The organism is Achromobacter deleyi (assembly GCF_013116765.2).
In the GTDB taxonomy this organism is placed as follows: Bacteria; Pseudomonadota; Gammaproteobacteria; order Burkholderiales; family Burkholderiaceae_B; genus Achromobacter; species Achromobacter deleyi_A.
Genome location: NZ_CP074375.1, coordinates 5680938 through 5698160, shown reverse-complemented (window position 1 = coordinate 5698160; position 17223 = coordinate 5680938). Strand labels below are relative to the sequence as shown.

Below are 17223 nucleotides of genomic sequence, written 5' to 3'. Positions count from 1 at the left end.
CGATGACCTATTCCCCCACTCCCCCCGCGGGCGATACCTCGTCCGCCATCCTGGCCATCCGCAACCTGTCGGTGGAGGTCGCGGGCGCGGGCAACCGCGTCGTGCGCAATCTGAGCCTGGACGTGCATGCCGGCGAAACCGTGTGCGTGGTCGGCGAGTCCGGTTCGGGCAAGTCCGTCACGTCGCTGGCCGTCATGGGCCTGCTGCCTCAAGGCATCCTGGGCATCAGCGCCGGCTCGATCCGCGTCGAGGGCGAAGACGTCGCCACCGCCACGCAGCGCCGGCTGCGCGAGATGCGCGCCACCCGCATGTCCATGGTGTTCCAGGAACCCATGACCGCCCTGAATCCCGTGCATACGGTGGGCAAGCAGGTCGACGAAGTGCTGCGCCTGCATCGCAAGAAAATGACCGCGGCGGAACGCCGCGTCAAGGTGCTGGACATGTTCCGGTCGGTGCACCTGCCGGACGTCGAGCGCATCTTCGAAGCCTACCCGCACCAGCTGTCGGGCGGCCAGCGCCAGCGCATCGTCATCGCCATGGCGCTGATTCTTGAGCCCAAGCTGCTGATCGCCGACGAACCCACCACGGCGCTGGACGTCACCACGCAAAAGCAGATCCTGGCGCTGATCAAGGAACTGCAGGTCGAGCACAAGACCGCCGTGCTGTTCATCACCCATGACTTCGGCGTGGTGGCCGAGATCGCCGACCGCATTGTCGTCATGAACCGCGGCGACCTGATAGAAAGCGGGACGCGCAACGAGATCCTGGCCGAACCCAAGCAGTCCTACACGCGCCGCCTGGTTTCGTCGGTACCCAGCCTGATCCCCACGCGCCGCGAGGCGCCGGCGGGCGCGCCGGTCCTGCACGTCAAGGGCTTGGGCCGCACGTATGGCGGCAAGATCTCGCTGTTCTCCCGCAAGGCGGCGCACAACGTCATCGCCGCCACGGACGTGAACCTGACCTTGCGCAAGGGAGAGATCCTGGGCATCGTGGGAGAGTCCGGCTCGGGCAAGTCCACGGTGGCGCGCTGCATCGTGCGCCTGATCGAACCCACGGCCGGCCACATGATGATGGGCGGCGAAGACCTCAGCACCCTGTCCGGCTCCGCGCTGCGCCCCGTGCGCCGCCGCATCCAGATCGTGTTCCAGGATCCGTACCGTTCGCTCAATCCGCGCCGCACGGTCGGCGAGTCCATCATCGAAGGCCTGCTGAACTTCGGCATGCCGCGGGAGCAGGCGCTCAAGCGCGCCGGCGAAACCCTGACCGTCGTGGGCCTGAGTCCGGACGCCATGCGCCGCTACCCGCACCAGTTCTCCGGCGGACAGCGCCAGCGCATCTGCATCGCGCGCGCCCTGGTCATGGATCCGGAGATCCTGGTGGCCGACGAGGCGGTGTCCGCGCTGGACGTTTCCGTGCAGGCGCAGGTGCTGGAACTGCTGGAACAGGTGCGCGAGCGTACCGGCGTGGGCGTGCTGTTCATCACGCACGACCTGCGCGTGGCCGCGCAGATCTGCGACACCATCATGGTGATGCAGCGGGGCAAGGTCGTCGAGACCGGCTCCGCCGAAACCGTGCTGACCGAACCCCGCCACGAATACACGCGCGCCCTGATCGACGCGGCGCCCGGTCGTGACTGGGACTTCCGCAACTTCCGGCCCATCGCGGCCGGCCTGTTGCCCGCAGCGGCCCCCGCCCCCTGACGCCCGGGCACTTACTGGAACCGAGATGCCACAACCGCACGAACTGTCCGCCCGGGAACTCCTGCAGGCGTATCGCGACAAGACCCTCTCGCCCGTTGAAGCCACGCGCTCCGTGCTGGACCATATCCAGCGCTGGGAACCGCAGCTGAAGGCAACCTACGCGCTGGACCCGGAGGGCGCGCTGGCCATGGCCCGGGCCTCCGAGGCCCGCTGGATGAAAGGCGAGCCGCAATCCTGCGGCGGCTACTCGCTCGACGGCGTGCCCGCCACCATCAAGGAAAACATCGCCACCCGCGGCGTGCCGATCCCGCTGGGCACGGCCGCGACCGACCTCACCCCCGCAGCGGCCGACGCCCCGCCCGCCGCGCGCATGCGCGAAGCCGGCGCCGTGCTGCTCGGCAAGACCACCATGCCCGACTACGGCATGCTGTCGTCGGGGCTGTCCAGCTTTCATGCGCTGACGCGCAACCCCTGGGACCTGTCCAAGAACCCGGGCGGCTCCAGCGCCGGCGCTGGCGCGGCGGCGGCGGCCGGCTATGGCCCGCTGCACATCGGCACCGACATCGGCGGCTCGGTTCGCCTGCCGGCGGCCTGGTGCGGCATCGCCACGCTCAAGCCCAGCCTGGGCCGCATTCCCATCGATCCGCCCTTCATGGGCCGCTGCGCCGGCCCCATGACGCGCACCATCACCGACGCGGCCCTCATGATGGGCGTGCTTTCACAGCCCGACGCGCGCGACCACATGAGCCTGCCGTTCCAGGACTTCGACTGGCTGAACCTGGAGCAGGACGTCCGCGGCCTGCGCATCGGCCTGCTGATGGACGCAGGCTGCGGGCTGCCGCTGGATCCCGAGACCCGCGAGGCCGTCGAAGCCGCCGCGCGCGCCTTCGAAGCCGCGGGCGCCATCGTCACGCCGATGCAGCCCTGGATGACGCCCGACATGCTCGATGGCGTGGACCGTTTCTGGCGCACCCGTTCGGCGATCGACCTGGGCGCGCTGCCCGAGGCCCGCCGCGCGAAGATCCTGCCCTTCATCCGCGCCTGGGCCGAAAGCGGCGGCGGCCAATCCGGCGAAGCCGTGTTCCGCAGCTACTACGAAACGCTGAACGTGCGCGCCAAGACCGTGGCGGCCTGCGCCCCTTACGACTACGTGCTGTCGCCCGTGGCGCCCGTCGTGGCCTACAACGCGGAATGGCCCTCGCCCACCAACGACGTCGCGACCACGATGCACCACATCGGCTTCACGCTGCCCTTCAACATGAGCGAGCAGCCGGCCGCGTCGGTCAATTGCGGCTACACCAAGGCCGGCCTGCCCATCGGGCTGCAAATCGCCGGCGCGCGCTTTGACGATCTGGGCGTCCTGCGACTGGCGCACGCCTGGGAACGGATGCGCCCGGCGCAGCGGCCCTGGCCCCAGCCCTCCCAGACTCTCTGACTTTCCACGGCAACCCACAGGAATTCCCCATGCGTTGGCTTTTGGCAATGATCAAGCACGAGACGAACACGTTTTCGCCCGTGCCGACCCCGCTTGAACGTTTCTTCCGCGGCAATCCCGAGATCCTGGCTGGCGAACGCGCCATCAAGGCCTACGAGAACACCGACAGCGGCCTGGGCGGCTACATCGAAGTGGCGCGCCGCGAAGGCGCCGAGATGGTCGTGCCGGTAGCGGCGGAGTCCTGGCCCAGCGGCCCCGCCAGCGCCGAGACCCACGAACGCCTGTGCACGCTGATCCTGGACGAGGTCAGGCGCGGCGGTTTCGACGCCATCCTGCTGGACCTGCACGGCGCGATGGTCGCCGAGGGCGTGGAGGACGCCGAAGGCGACCTGCTGCGCCGCCTGCGCGAGATCGATCCCAAGACCCCGGTGGCCGTGACGCTGGACATGCACGCCAACATCTACGACGACATCGTCCGCAACGCCACGGTCATCACCGGCTTTCACACCTATCCGCACGTGGACATCCGCGAGTCGGGCGTGCGCGCCGCCAACGTGGTCGTTCGCGCCCTGAAGGGCGAGATCAAGCCGGTGATGGCCTGGGCCAACAAGCCCATGCTGCCGCACATCATGTGCCAGGGCACGCATGCCGCGCCCAACAAGCCCTTGCAGGAGCGCTGCAAGGAGCTGGAAGCCAACGGCGTGCTGGCCGCCTCCGTCTTCGTGGGCTTTCCCCACGCGGACATCCGCGAGGCAGGCCTGAGCGCCGTGGTCTGTACGGACGGCAACCTGGCCGGCGCCGAACAGTATCGCGACGAACTGCTGGAGCGCGCCTGGACCGGCCGCGCCGACTGGGTGTTCCATCCCGAACCGCTGGCGCCCACCATCGCCCGCGCCAAGGCCATCGAACAAGGCCCCGTCGTGCTGCTGGACCACTTCGACAACACCGGCTCTGGCGGCACCATGGATACCACCGCCGTCCTGGCCGAAGTGCTGCGCCAGGAGCTCGACAATGTGGTCTTCTACGCCATCTGCGACCCGCAGGCGGCGCTGGAGGCTGCCCGCGCCGGGGTGGGCAGCACCATCACGATCAAGCTGGGCGGCAAGCTGCCCATGCCCGCCATCAAGGAACCCAGCGAGCCGCTGGAAGTGACTGGCCGCGTCAAGCTGGTGTTCGACGGCGTCTACCTGAACCGCGGCCCCATGTACCGCGGCGTGCGCAATGACACCGGCCTGACCGTCGTGATCGACACCGGCCGGGTGGAGATCGTGGTCGTGTCGCGCCACCAGGAACCTTTCGACATCAATTGCCTGCTGTCGGCCGGCATCGACCCGCTGCAAAAGCGCTACGTGGTGTTGAAGAGCCGGGTGCACTGGCGCGCGGGCTTTGCCGGCATGGCCACCGAGATCATTGAATGCACCGGCGTGGGCGTCACCACCTCGGACTACGGCCAACTTGAATTCAAGAACGTGCGGCGTCCGATTTACCCCCTCGACCCTCTCTAAATCCCACGGATTGTCGACAAAACAGCCGGCGCGACAGCGCCGGCTTTCATTTCGAAACCTTCAGTAACTGCACGCCCGTCCGGGGAGACACGTGTCTCGGTATACTCGCCGCGGGCCTTACAGGCCGATGAATACGTGTATTCCGGATGGCGGCCCGCAAGTAGCCGGGCGCGGCGGCAGAAGCCGCGGCAACCTTCGGATATGACTCGATAATCAACGATATAAGCAGAACGATGAAAAAGAGCGTAGCGATCACCCTGGGTGTGGTCATAGTGGGAGCGGGAAGCTGGGTAGGCGCCACGTGGTACACCGGCAAGCGCATCGAGGAAAGTTCGCAGCGCCATCTGGCCGAAGCCAATGAAAAGCTGGCCAAGCTCACGCCTTTGTTCGGTCTGCGCATCGATCAGCTGAAGTACGAGCGCAGCCTGTTCTCCACGCAGGCGCGCTATGGCCTGTCGTTCGTCAAGAACGACAAGAGCCCGGACCTGATGCCTGCCGGCATGATCGAATTCGACGCCAACGTCGAACACGGCCCCTTCCCCAAGAGCGCGCTGGCGCGCGGCGCCATTGCGCCCAAGCTGGCGTTCGTTCACGCTGAAATCGCCAAGACGGACAACATCAAGCCCGTGTTCGAACTGACCAAGGACGTCTCGCCCCTGGTCGGCGACTCCATCGTCAGCTATGGCGGCTATGCCACGTCGACCGCCAAGATCGCGCCTGTCACGATCGCCCACGACGGCAATTCCGTCGATTTCAGCGGCATGCTGATCAACGGCACGTTCGACCGCGACACGCAAGCCGTCACCGCGCACGGCGTGATGGACAAGCTGTCGGTCGACGGCACCAAGAGCAACGATCCGGTCGTGGTCACCATGGCCGGCATGACGATCGACGTCAACAGCCGCATGGGCAAGTTCGGCGTGTCGATGGGCGATTCGGACCTGAAGATCAAGCGCATCGACGCCTCCCGGCCCGGCGACGAGGTCAAGGTCGCGGTGGACAACTTCGGCTACGGCGTGAAGCTGTCCGAAGACGACAAGTCGATCAACATGCAGGCCGCCTACCAGACCGGCGACATCACCGTGAACGACGTGGTGCTGGGCAATGGCCAGGCCGTGATCAAGCTGGCCCGGCTGGACGGCCAGGCCGTCAAGCAGCTGTCCGACACCTACAACCAGCTCATGCGCCAGTACATGCTGGGCGCGGACGACGAAGGCCTGAAGGACGAACAGATCCAGGTACTGCTGGATAACGCCGGCAAGCTGCTGGCGGGCAATCCGTCGTTCAGCATCGATCCCCTGAGCTGGAAGACGGCCAAGGGCGAAAGCAAGCTGACCTTCACCCTTGACCTGGCCAACCCGGCCAACGCCAAGGATCTGACGCCTCAGGAAATCGCGGTCCAGGCCATCAAGAAGATCGACGCCACGCTGGTCATCTCCAAGCCCATGATCCACGACCTGATGACTCAGTACGCCATCAAGAAGGAAGGCCTGGCAGCGGACAAGGCCGCCACCGAAGCCGACGAACAGGTGCGCCAGATGTCCGGCATGGCTGAAATGCTCAACGTCGGCAAGAACGACGGCGACAACATTGTCGGCAAGTTCACCTTCGCCGACGGCATGGGTGACCTGAACGGCAAGAAGATCCCCGCCGAAGAACTCTTCAGCGGCCTCCTGGGCGCCACCGGCCTGGACTCGATGGATGACGAGGACGAAATGCCCATTGTCGGCATGGAATCCGAGGAAGAGCCGGCCGCCGCCGCTTCCGCCGTGGGTGTGATGGAGGATTTCAACCTGGAATCCGTGGCCGGCATGCTGGAAGACATGGGTTACACGGTCAACAAGTCCGACGGCGATGAAGGCCCCGTGCTGGTCCTGAGCGCAGGCAGCACCGGCGCCAGCGATCTGCGCGTGGAACTCCTGTGCAACGACTTCACCGAAAAGTGCCTGGACCTGGTGATGACCGCCACCTACTCCAGCAAGAAGCCGATGTCGCTGAAGGCCATCAACGCCTGGAACCAGGAATACCGCTGGACCCGCGCCTACCTGGATGACAAGAACCAGGCCGTGCTGCAGATGGACATGAACGCGGAAGGCGGAATCGGCAAGGACAACCTGCAGATCCTGCTCAACACGTTCCTGAGCATCGCTGAAGACTTCGGCACCGCCAGCAAGGGCGCGCCCGCCAAGTAAGCCGGCCCACCCCCAGGCAATAAAAAAGCCCCCGTCTCTTGACGGGGGCTTTTTCTTGTCCGGCGCTGACCGGGAGATGCCCGGCCCGGGCCGGGCATCTCAGGCTGGATCTCAGGCGTAGGCTTCTACCGGCAGGCAGGCGCACACCAGGTTGCGGTCGCCGTAGGCGTTGTCCACGCGAGCCACCGGCGGCCAGTACTTGGCATCGCGCAGCGAAGCAACCGGGTAGGCGGCCTGCTGGCGCGGGTAGTCGTGCAGCCATTCCTCGGCCAGCAACATCTGGGCGGTGTGCGGCGCGTTCTTCAGGACGTTGTCGTCGCGATCGCGTTCGCCGCGTTCAACCTGGGCGATTTCCTCGCGGATCGAGATCATCGCGTCGATGAAGCGGTCCAGTTCGGCCACGCCTTCGGACTCGGTGGGCTCGACCATCAAGGTGCCCGCGACCGGGAAGCTCATGGTCGGCGCATGGAAACCATAGTCCATCAGGCGCTTGGCGATGTCTTCGGCGCTGATGCCGCTGGTTTCCTTGAGCGGACGCACGTCCAGGATGCACTCGTGCGCCACGCGGCCATTGCGGCCCGCGTACAGGACCGGATAGTGGTCGCGCAGGCGGGTGGCGATGTAGTTGGCGTTCAGGATGGCCACTTCGGTCGCGCGGCGCAGGCCGTCGGCGCCCATCAGTTCGATGTACACGAACGGGATCGGCAGGATGCCGGCGGAGCCGAACGGCGCGGCCGAAACCGGGCCGACGCGGGCGTCGCCGGGCAGCTTGCCCTGTTCGTTCACCACGCCAGGCAGGTAGGGCGCCAGATGCGAGCGCACCGCCACGGGACCCACGCCCGGGCCGCCGCCGCCGTGCGGGATGCAGAAGGTCTTGTGCAGGTTCAGGTGGGACACGTCCGAGCCGAACTTGCCGGGCTTGGCCACGCCGACCATCGCGTTCATGTTGGCGCCGTCCAGGTAGACCTGGCCGCCGGCCTTGTGGACCAGATCGCAGATTTCGGTCACGGCTTCTTCGAACACGCCGTGGGTCGAGGGATACGTGATCATCAGCGCGGCCAGCTTGTCGCCGACCTGCTCGATCTTGGCGCGCAGGTCGGCCAGGTCCACGTTGCCGTTGGCGTCGGAAGCCACCACCACCACGTCCATGCCGGCCAGTTGGGCCGACGCGGGGTTGGTGCCGTGCGCCGAGGACGGGATCAGGCAGATGTTGCGCTGGTGCTGGCCGTTGGCCTGGTGATAGCCGCGGATGGCCAGCAGGCCGGCGTATTCGCCTTGCGCGCCCGAGTTGGGCTGCAGGCTGATGTTGTCGTAGCCGGTGATTTCGCACAGCGCGGCCGACAGGCGGTCGATCAGTTCGTTGTAGCCCTGGCTTTGCGAAGCCGGCGCGAACGGGTGGATCAGCGCGAATTCGGGCCAGGTGATGGGGATCATCTCGGCCGTGGCGTTGAGCTTCATGGTGCACGAACCCAGCGGGATCATCGTGCGGTCCAGCGCCAGGTCCTTGTCGGCCAGTTTGCGCAGGTAGCGCAGCATGTCGGTTTCGGACTGCACGCTGGAGAACACCGGGTGCGACAGGATTGCGCTCTTGCGCGCGACCGAAGCGGGAATGCCGCCGGCGGCCGCGGCGTCCAGCGCGTCGATGTCGAGCTCGACGTCGTCGCGCTCCAGCCCGGAGGCGAAGACATTGACCAGCGCCTGCAGGTCGGCCACGTTGACGGTCTCGTCCAGCGAGACCGCGAGGCGGGCGCCATCGACGCGGCGCAGGTTGACGTGCGCGCAGTCCGCGGCGGTCAGGATGGCCGGGGTGGCCGCGCCGGTTTCCAGCAGCAGGGTGTCGAAGAAGGTGTCATTGACGACCTTGACGCCCAGCTTGATGAGTTCGGCGCGCAGGATGGCGGTGCTGCGTTGCACGCGCTCGGCGATGCGGCGGATGCCGGCGGGGCCATGCCACACCGCGTACATGCCGGCCATCACGGCCAGCAGCACCTGCGCGGTGCAGATGTTGGAGGTGGCCTTCTCGCGGCGGATGTGCTGTTCGCGGGTCTGCAGCGCCAGGCGCATCGCCGGGTTGCCCTGCGCGTCCTTGGACACGCCGACCAGGCGGCCGGCCATGTTGCGCTTGAACGCATCCTTGCAGGCCATGAAGCCGGCGTGCGGGCCGCCAAAGCCGAACGGCACGCCGAAGCGCTGGGCCGAACCGATGGCGATGTCCGCGCCCCACTCACCCGGGGCGGCCAGCAGGGCCAGCGCCAGCAGGTCGGTGGCGCAAGCGACCACGGCGCCTTGCGCGTGGGCAGCTTCGGCCAGCTTGCGGTAGTCGGAAACGGAACCCGTGCTGTGCGGGTACTGCAGCAGCACGCCAAAGCACTCGGGCAGGCCTTCGGCCTCGTCGCCCACCGCGATCTCCAGTCCCAGGCCTTCGGCGCGGGTGCGCACGACTTCGATGGTCTGGGGATGCACGTGACGCGAAATGAAGAACACCGGGCTTTGCGACTTGGCGCCGCGGCGGGCGAGCGTCATGGCTTCGGCGGCGGCGGTGCTTTCGTCCAGCAGCGAGGCATTGGAGATGTCCAGCCCGGTCAGGTCGGCGACCATGGTCTGGTAGTTCAGCAGGGCTTCCAGGCGGCCCTGCGAGATCTCGGGCTGGTAGGGCGTGTAGGCCGTGTACCAGGCGGGATTCTCAAGAATGTTGCGCAACACCACGTTGGGCGTCTGCGTGCCGTAATACCCCTGTCCGATATAGCTGCGGTAGACCTTGTTGCGGCCCGCGATCTGCTTCAGCTCGGCCAGCACGTCGGCTTCGCTGCGCGACTGCGGCAGCGCCAACGGCTCCTGGCTGCGGATCTTGAGAGGCACGACTTCTTCGATCAGGGCGTCCAGGCTGGCGCTGCCGATCGCGGCAAGCATGGCGGCCTGGTCGGCGTCGGAGGGGCCGATGTGGCGGGGAATGAAGTCGGTATGAGTGTCTAGGGCGCGCGACATGGGGAGATCTCGGGGTAGCGGGTGTCGTCGTGGGACGGACGGTATTGCATCTTGCGTGGCGGGCGGGGCTCCTGGTGGGGCCCGCGCCCGCCACGAACCGGATTAGCCGTTGGCGACGGCTTCGTAGCCGGCGGCGTCCAGCAGCTTGTCGGCGTCGGCGGCGTTGACCGGCTTGATCTTGAAGATCCAGGCGGTGAGGGCCGATTCGTTGATCAGGTTGGGATTGTTTTCCAGCTCTTCGTTGAAGGCGACGATTTCGCCAGCCACGGGCGCGTAGATGTCCGAGGCGGCCTTGACCGACTCGACCACGCCGGCGGTTTCACCGGCGTTCAGCTTGGCGCCGACCTTCACGTCGCCAACGAAAACCAGATCGCCCAATTGATCCTGGGCGGTGTCGGTGATGCCGACGACGAACACGTCGCCTTCGGCTTTGACCCATTCATGGGACTCGGTGTACTTGCGATCGGTGGGCAGACTCATGGGAACTCCTGAGGGAATGCGGGTAGATGAATGGTGTTGCGCGCCTCGCGCGGGCGGCCGTCGCCCGGGTCGGGCCGGCGCTCGCGCGAAGCTTCGAGTTTACGAGTGTTCGACGGCTTTGCCGTTACGGACAAAAGGCAGTTTGCAGGCCAGGGCGGGCACCCACTTGCCGCGGATGTCGACCTCGACCGTATCGCCCGCAAGCACGCCTTGCGGCAGGCGGGCAAAGCCGATGGACACGCCCAGCGTGGGCGACATGGTGCCGCTGGTGAGCTCGCCCATGCCTTGCGCCGTGCGCACGGCCATGTGCGCGCGCATGACGCCGCGCTCTTGCAGCTTCAGGCCGATGAAGGCGGCGGGCGTGGCGAACTGCTCCAGCGCGTCGCGGCCGATGAAGCGGCGGTCGGCGTTCTTGAGCGACACAGTCCAGGTCAGTCCGGCTTCTCCGGGCTGGGTCAGCTCGTCCATGTCCTGGCCGTAGAGATTCATGCCGGCTTCCAGGCGCAGCGTGTCGCGCGCGCCCAGGCCCGCCGGGCGCACGCCCTGGGCCAGCAGGTCGCGCCACAACTGCACCACGTCGGTGGCGGGCAGCACGATTTCGAAGCCGTCCTCGCCGGTATAGCCGGTGCGCGCGACCAGGGTATCGTCGCCCACTCGGGCGGCGACAAACGGGGTCAGGGGTTCGCTGGCGGCTTGCCAGGCCGGGCGCGCGGCCCACAGCTTGGCGCGCGCGTTGGGGCCCTGCACGGCGACCATGGCCAGGTCGCGGCGCGGCGCGATGGCGACGTCGAACGAGCCGGCCTGCTTCACGCGCTGCATCCAGGCCACATCCTTGTCGGCCGTGCCGGCGTTGACCACCACGCGCCATTCGTCGACCGCGAAGAAATAGATGATCAGGTCGTCGATGACGCCGCCCTGCGGGTTCAGCATGCAGCTGTAGAGCGCTTTGCCCGGCACCGTCAGCTTGGACACGTCGTTGGCGACCAGGCGCTGCAGGAAAGCGTAGGAGTCCGGCCCCGTCACGTCGACGTTGAGCATGTGCGAGACGTCGAACATGCCGGCGTCCTGGCGCACCGCATGGTGTTCCTCGAGTTGCGAGCCATAGGCCAGGGGCATGTCCCAGCCGCCGAAGTCGACCATTCGGGCGCCGGCGGAGATGTGTTCTTCGGCCAACGGGGTGCGTTTGAGGGTTGCGGACATGCGCGGGAACTCCGGGGCGGCAGTGATGCCAGGGTTACGGAATGCCGGTAGCGACAAGCGGACTGCGCCCGCGCTACGGCTGAATCTTCCGCCCCTCTGTCCTTTTGCCTGAGAGTTGCCCCGCGTGGCGGGTTTGCACCTTCGGCGCCTGGGCTGCTCGCTATGTCCCTAGTTCAGGGGCGGCGCCAGGTCTCTCCAGAGTACCGTTTTGCCTCGTCCGCACGGAAAAACCGGGACGGGGCAAGCATGTGCGGTATCGGTTACCTGAGCGATTCTGGGCGAATTGCGCCTTCGGCGGCGGCCGCACCTACAGGCCGCTCTCTCCCGCAACATGCGTGACAGCGCCGAAAGCATACAACGAAAGCCGTGCGCCGAAAAGACTGAAAGGAAGGCGCTTCCTCTTGTTCCCTAGGCCAGCGCAGTATCCAGCAGCATCATCAGCACGAAGCCCAGCATCAGGCCGCAGGTCGCATAGACCTCGTGCCCCTTGCGGTGCGATTCCGGGATGATCTCGTGGCTGATGACGAACAGCATGGCGCCCGCGGCAAAGCCCAGGCCCCACGGCAGGAGCGGCGCCGACCAGCCGACGATGGCGGCCCCCAGCACCGCGCCCAGGGGTTCGACCAGCCCCGACAGCATGCCCAGGGCCACCGCGAACGTGCGCTGGTAGCCGGCCGCCAGCAGGGCAACCGCCACCACCAGCCCTTCCGGGATATCCTGGATCGCGATGCCGGTCGCCAGCGCCGTGCCGCGCACGGGGTCGCCGCCGGCATAGCCCACGCCGATCGCCAGGCCTTCGGGCAGGTTGTGCAGCGTGATGGCGAACACAAACAGCCAGGTGCGGCGCAGCCGGTGCGCCTCCATGCCCTCCCGGCCCTTGATGAAGTGCTCGTGCGGCAGGGTGCGGTCCATGAGGAGCAGGACCGCGGCTCCCAGCAGCACGGCGGCGCCGACCGTCAGGCCGGCGCCCCACGGCCCATAGCCCAGATCCCTGCCTGCGGCGATGCCGGGCGCCACCAGCGAAAATGCGCTGGCCGCCAGCATCACGCCGGCCCCGAAGCCGAACATGCTGTCCTGCACCTTCTGCGGAATGCTGCGGGCGAACAGGATGGGCAACGTGCCCAGCGCGGTCGCGCCGGCCGCGACCAGGCCGCCCAGCAGCGCATCGGCCACGTGCGGCGCCCGCAGTTCCAGATAGACCCAGAGCTGGTGCAGACCCAGGCAGGCCACCATGACAGCCAGCGTCCAGACGCTGATGCTGGTGGCCGCCGGGCGCACGCGATGACGGCTGAAGGTATTCATATGCCGCTGCACTCCTTGCGAGGGATGCGCTCAGCCCTTTGCCGCGGCATAGCGGCGCGCCACTTCGGGCCAGTTCACTACATTGTAGAAAGCGCCGATGTATTCCGGCCGGCGGTTCTGGTACTTCAGATAATAGGCGTGTTCCCAGACGTCCAGGCCCAGGATCGGCGTATTGCCCTGCATCAGCGGGCTGTCCTGGTTGGCGCTGCTCTCGACCACCAGCTTGCCGGCAGGCGTCACGCTCAACCATGCCCAGCCGCTGCCGAAGCGGGTCAAGGCCGCCTTGGTGAAGGCCTCGCGAAAGGCGGCCAGTCCGCCCAGCTCCGATTCGATGGCCGCCGCCAGCTCGCCGTCCGGCTCCCCGCCGCCCTCAGGCGACATGACGGACCAGAACAGGCTGTGGTTGGCATGGCCGCCGCCGTGATTGCGCACGGCGCCGCGGATGGCTTCGGGCAGCTGGTCCAGGCGCGCGACCAGGGCTTCCACCGGTTCGTCCGTGACGATGCCCGCGCCTTCCAGCGCGGCGTTCAGGCTGGTGACGTAGGTCTGGTGATGCTTGCTGTAGTGGATCTCCATCGTCAGCGCGTCGATGTGGGGCTCGAGCGCGTCATAGACGTACGGCAGGGTCGGAAGGGTGTAAGCCATGCATGTCTCCGTCGGATCCGTCCCCCGGGTGGAGGGCAATGATCAAGATCAAAAACATAAATGATATGTATTTTTATTTAATATAACAATGGCGGATTGACAATTCCAGCCCGGGACCGCCCGGATCCCCCCCCAGGCGGCCGCGCCTCGGGCGCCGCCTACAACGCCTGCCCGCAGGCCACGCCCGAGGCCCAGGCCCATTGGAAGTTGTAGCCACCCAGCCAGCCGGTGACGTCCACGGCCTCGCCGATGAAATACAGGCCGGAGACGGCCTTGGCCTGCATGGACTTCTGGTCCAGGCCGCGCGTATCGACGCCGCCGCGCATCACTTCGGCTTTCTTGTAGCCGGCGGTGCCGCTGGGCACGAGGGCCCATTGATGGATGTCCTGCGCCAGCGCGCGCAAAGTCTTGTCCGGCGCATCCGCCAGGCGCAGCGCCGCCAGGCCGGGCTTGCCGTCCTGCTCCGCCAGATGCAGCCAGCGGTCGGCCAGGCGCTTGGGCCACAGCCCGGCGAGTACCGTATGCAGCTGCTGCCGGTTGCCGGACTTGGAGGCCAGCAGCTCTTGCGCCAGGTCGCGGCCCGGCGCCAGGTCGATCACTATCGGTTCGCCAGGCTTCCAGAAACTGGAAATCTGCAGAATCGCCGGGCCCGACAGCCCCCGGTGCGTGAACAGCAGGTCCTCAAGGAACTCGCCACGCGTCTTGCCCTGCCCCGTGTGCAGGTTCACTTCCAGCGCGACGCCGGAAAGCTCGGACAAGGCCTGCCATTGCGCGGGATCGAAGGTCAGCGGCACCAGCGCGGGCCGCGGCTCCACCACCTTGAGGCCGAACTGGCGCGCGATCTTCAAGCCGAAGTCGGTGGCGCCCAGTTGCGGGATCGCCATGCCGCCGGTAGCGACCACCAGTTTGGCGGCGCGGATCGCGCCCTGGCTGGTGCGCAGCTCGAAGCCCTGCTCGCCGCGGGCGATCTCGGCCACCTGGCAGCCCATGCGCCATTGCACATTGCCGGCGTCGCACTCGGCGCGCAGCATGTCGATGATGGATTCGCTGGAGTCATCGCAGAACAACTGGCCGCGGTGTTTCTCGTGCCAGGCGATACGGTGGCGCTTCATCAGCGCCAGAAAGTCCTGCGGCGTGTAGGCCGACAGAGCCGACCGGCAGAAATGCGGATTGTCGGAAAGAAAATTGGCGGGTCCGGCGCCGATGTTCGTGAAGTTGCAGCGGCCTCCGCCGGAAATGCGGATCTTCTCCGCCAGGCGCTCCGCGTGGTCGACCAGCACCACGCGCAAGCCGCGCTGACCGGCCACCGCTGCACACATCATGCCAGCGGCGCCGGCGCCGAGTACGGCTACATCAAACATCAGGACTCCAGACCCGCCGGGTCTTACTCTTCGATCAGGCAATCAACGTAGTAGCGCTTTTCGCCATCCGGACCTATTTCATCGGCCAAGCCGTGGATGTAGGTCTCGAAGCCGGGGAAGCGTTCGTTGAATTCGCGCGCGAACTGCAAGTACTGCACGATGGTGCGATTGAAGCGTTCGCCCGGGATCAGCAGCGGGATGCCCGGAGGATACGGCGTCAGCAGCACGCCCGTGACGCGCCCTTCCAGCTTGTCGATGTCGACGCGCTCGACCTCGCGGTGCGCCATGCGGGCAAATGCGTCCGACGGCTTCAGCGCGGGCACCATGTCGCTCAGGTACATCTCGGTCGTCAGGCGGGCGACGTCGCGCGCGCGGTAGGCCTCGTGGATTTCCTGGCACAGGTCGCGCAGGCCCATGCGCTCGTAGCGGCGATGGCCCCGGCAGAAGTCCGGCAGGATGCGCCACAGCGGCTGGTTGCGGTCGTAGTCGTCCTTGAACTGCTGCAAGGCGGTCAAGAGCGTGTTCCAGCGGCCCTTGGTGATGCCGATGGTGAACAGGATGAAGAACGAATACAGGCCCGTCTTCTCGACCACCACGCCGTGCTCGGTCAGGTACTTGGAGACCAGCGCGGCGGGAATGCCGGTTTCGCCGAAGCTGCCCGACATGTCCAGCCCCGGGGTGATGACCGTGGCCTTGATCGGGTCCAGCATGTTGAAGCCTTCGGCCATTTCGCCGAAACCGTGCCAGTGATCGTTGGACTCCAGGATCCATTCATCGCGGTTGCCGATGCCTTCCGACACCAGACGGTTCGGGCCCCAGACCTTGAACCACCAGTCGTTCTTGCCGAACTCGGACTCCACCTTGCGCATGGCGCGGCGGAAATCCAGGGCTTCGCGGATGCTTTCCTCGACCAGCGCGGTGCCTCCGGGCGGCTCCATCATGGCGGCGGCCACGTCGCAGGACGCGATGATCGCGTACTGGGGCGACGTGGACGTGTGCATCAGGTATGCCTCGTTGAACACGTTGCGGTCCAGCTTGCGGGTCTCGGACTCCTGCACGATGATCTGCGAGGCTTGCGAGATGCCGGCCAGCAGCTTGTGGGTGGAGTGCGTGGCGAAGACCATCGCATCCTGGCTGCGCGGGCGGTCCTGCCCGATGGCATGCATGTCCTGGTAGAACTCGTGGAACGAGGCGTGCGGCAGCCAGGCTTCGTCAAAGTGCAGCGTATCGACATAGCTGCCCAGCTGCTCCTTGATCATTTCCACGTTGTAGATGACGCCGTCATACGTGCTTTGCGTCAGCGTCAGGATGCGCGGGTTCTTGTTCACCGCTTCGCGCGCGAAGGGGTTGGCTTCGATCTTCTTGCGGATGTTGTCCGGGTGGAATTCTTCCAGCGGGATCGGACCGATGATGCCCAGGTGGTTGCGCGTGGGACGCAGGAACACCGGGATCGCGCCCGTCATCGTGATGGCGTGCAGAATCGACTTGTGGCAGTTGCGATCCACCACCACCACGTCGCCGGCGGCGACGTTGGCATGCCACACGACCTTGTTCGAGGTCGAGGTGCCGTTGGTCACGAAGAAGCAGTGGTCCGCGTGGAAGATGCGCGCGGCGTTCAATTCGGATTCGGCGATGGGGCCGGTGTGGTCCAGCAGCTGGCCCAGTTCGTCCACGGCGTTGCAGACGTCGGCGCGCAGCATGTTCTCGCCGAAGAACTGGTGGAACATCCGTCCCACGGGGCTCTTCAGGAACGCCACGCCGCCGGAGTGGCCCGGGCAGTGCCAGGAATACGAACCGTCCTGCGCGTACTTGACCAGTTCGCGGAAGAACGGCGGCGGCAGGCTGTCGACGTAGCTGCGGGCTTCGCGGATGATGTGGCGCGCCACGAATTCGGGGGTGTCCTCGAACATGTGGATGAAGCCGTGCAGTTCGCGCAGGATGTCGTTCGGAATGTGTTCCGACGTGCGCGTTTCCCCGTACAGGTAGATGGGGATGTCGGCGTTGCGAAAGCGCAGTTCGCCGATGAACATGCGCAGGTTCTTGATCGCGCTGGCCACGTCCTCGGGCGAGTCCACGTCGAACTCTTCATCGTCGATCGACAGGATGAAGGCGCTGGCGCGGCTTTGCTGTTGCGCGAACGAGCTCAAGTCGCCGTAACTGGTCACCCCGATCACCTCGACGCCCTCGGCCTCGATCGCAGCTGACAAGGCACGGATACCCAAACCGGACGCGTTCTCGGAACGGTAGTCCTCGTCGATGATGAAAATGGGGAAGCGGAATTTCATGCAGGCGCTCCTGGGGGCAAGGCGAATCGGACGCGTATCGCGGCGCGAAGGTACTGCTAGTAAAAACCCGTCCAATGACAGACGGCGCGAGCACCCGCCGGGAGGCGGGAATTGCGGAATTGTAGGGCTGTTT

At 66.4% G+C, this 17223-nt stretch carries 11 protein-coding genes and 2 riboswitches; of the genes, 4 read left to right on the top strand and 7 right to left on the bottom strand.

The features are described from left to right. Positions 1 to 2 precede the first annotated feature (2 nt). The 4 genes from HLG70_RS25805 (at position 3) to HLG70_RS25790 (ending at position 6832) form a co-directional block, all read left to right on the top strand. Entirely contained in the window at positions 3 to 1700 is a 1698-nt protein-coding gene (locus tag HLG70_RS25805; protein WP_171667671.1) for an ABC transporter ATP-binding protein, read from the top strand. A gap of 25 nt (positions 1701 to 1725) precedes the next feature. Further along, positions 1726 to 3135, top strand: a complete 1410-nt coding sequence (locus tag HLG70_RS25800) for an amidase (RefSeq protein WP_171667670.1) — start codon at positions 1726 to 1728, stop codon at positions 3133 to 3135. A 29-nt stretch (positions 3136 to 3164) separates the two neighbouring features. Beyond that, positions 3165 to 4640, top strand: coding sequence for a M81 family metallopeptidase (locus HLG70_RS25795; RefSeq protein WP_171667669.1), 1476 nt, complete (start codon positions 3165 to 3167; stop codon positions 4638 to 4640). 233 nt (positions 4641 to 4873) lie between these two features. Continuing rightward, positions 4874 to 6832, top strand: a complete 1959-nt coding sequence (locus HLG70_RS25790) for a DUF945 family protein (RefSeq protein WP_171667668.1) — start codon at positions 4874 to 4876, stop codon at positions 6830 to 6832. 111 nt (positions 6833 to 6943) lie between these two features. Here the strand turns inward: HLG70_RS25790 and gcvP are convergent, their stop codons facing one another. The 7 genes from gcvP to HLG70_RS25755 all read right to left on the bottom strand — a co-directional run bounded on the left by gcvP (position 6944) and on the right by HLG70_RS25755 (position 17090). Further along, positions 6944 to 9817, bottom strand: a complete 2874-nt coding sequence (gcvP, locus tag HLG70_RS25785) for an aminomethyl-transferring glycine dehydrogenase (protein WP_171667667.1) — start codon at positions 9815 to 9817, stop codon at positions 6944 to 6946. A 102-nt stretch (positions 9818 to 9919) separates the two neighbouring features. Next, positions 9920 to 10297: a glycine cleavage system protein GcvH gene (gcvH, locus tag HLG70_RS25780; RefSeq protein WP_171667666.1), complete on the bottom strand. Its 378-nt coding sequence runs from the start codon at positions 10295 to 10297 to the stop codon at positions 9920 to 9922. A 99-nt stretch (positions 10298 to 10396) separates the two neighbouring features. Continuing rightward, positions 10397 to 11497 (bottom strand): glycine cleavage system aminomethyltransferase GcvT, encoded by a 1101-nt coding sequence (gene gcvT / locus HLG70_RS25775; RefSeq protein WP_171667665.1) that lies wholly within the window; start codon positions 11495 to 11497, stop codon positions 10397 to 10399. Positions 11498 to 11583: 86 nt separating this feature from the next. Then, a riboswitch (glycine riboswitch) is annotated at positions 11584 to 11706 on the bottom strand. 32 nt (positions 11707 to 11738) lie between these two features. Then, positions 11739 to 11834, bottom strand: a riboswitch (glycine riboswitch). 71 nt (positions 11835 to 11905) lie between these two features. Next, on the bottom strand, positions 11906 to 12799 hold the full coding sequence (locus HLG70_RS25770; RefSeq protein ID WP_171667664.1) for a ZIP family metal transporter: 894 nt from the start codon (positions 12797 to 12799) through the stop codon (positions 11906 to 11908). Between the two features lie 30 nt (positions 12800 to 12829). Next, positions 12830 to 13444 carry a superoxide dismutase gene (locus tag HLG70_RS25765; protein ID WP_171667663.1) on the bottom strand — a complete coding sequence of 205 codons (615 nt, stop codon included), beginning with the start codon at positions 13442 to 13444 and terminating at the stop codon, positions 12830 to 12832. A 158-nt stretch (positions 13445 to 13602) separates the two neighbouring features. After that, a complete protein-coding gene (locus HLG70_RS25760) occupies positions 13603 to 14805 on the bottom strand; it encodes an NAD(P)/FAD-dependent oxidoreductase (protein ID WP_171667662.1) in 1203 nt (400 codons plus the stop codon). Between the two features lie 23 nt (positions 14806 to 14828). Beyond that, positions 14829 to 17090: an arginine/lysine/ornithine decarboxylase gene (locus HLG70_RS25755; RefSeq protein ID WP_171667661.1), complete on the bottom strand. Its 2262-nt coding sequence runs from the start codon at positions 17088 to 17090 to the stop codon at positions 14829 to 14831. Between the last annotated feature and the right edge of the window lie 133 nt (positions 17091 to 17223).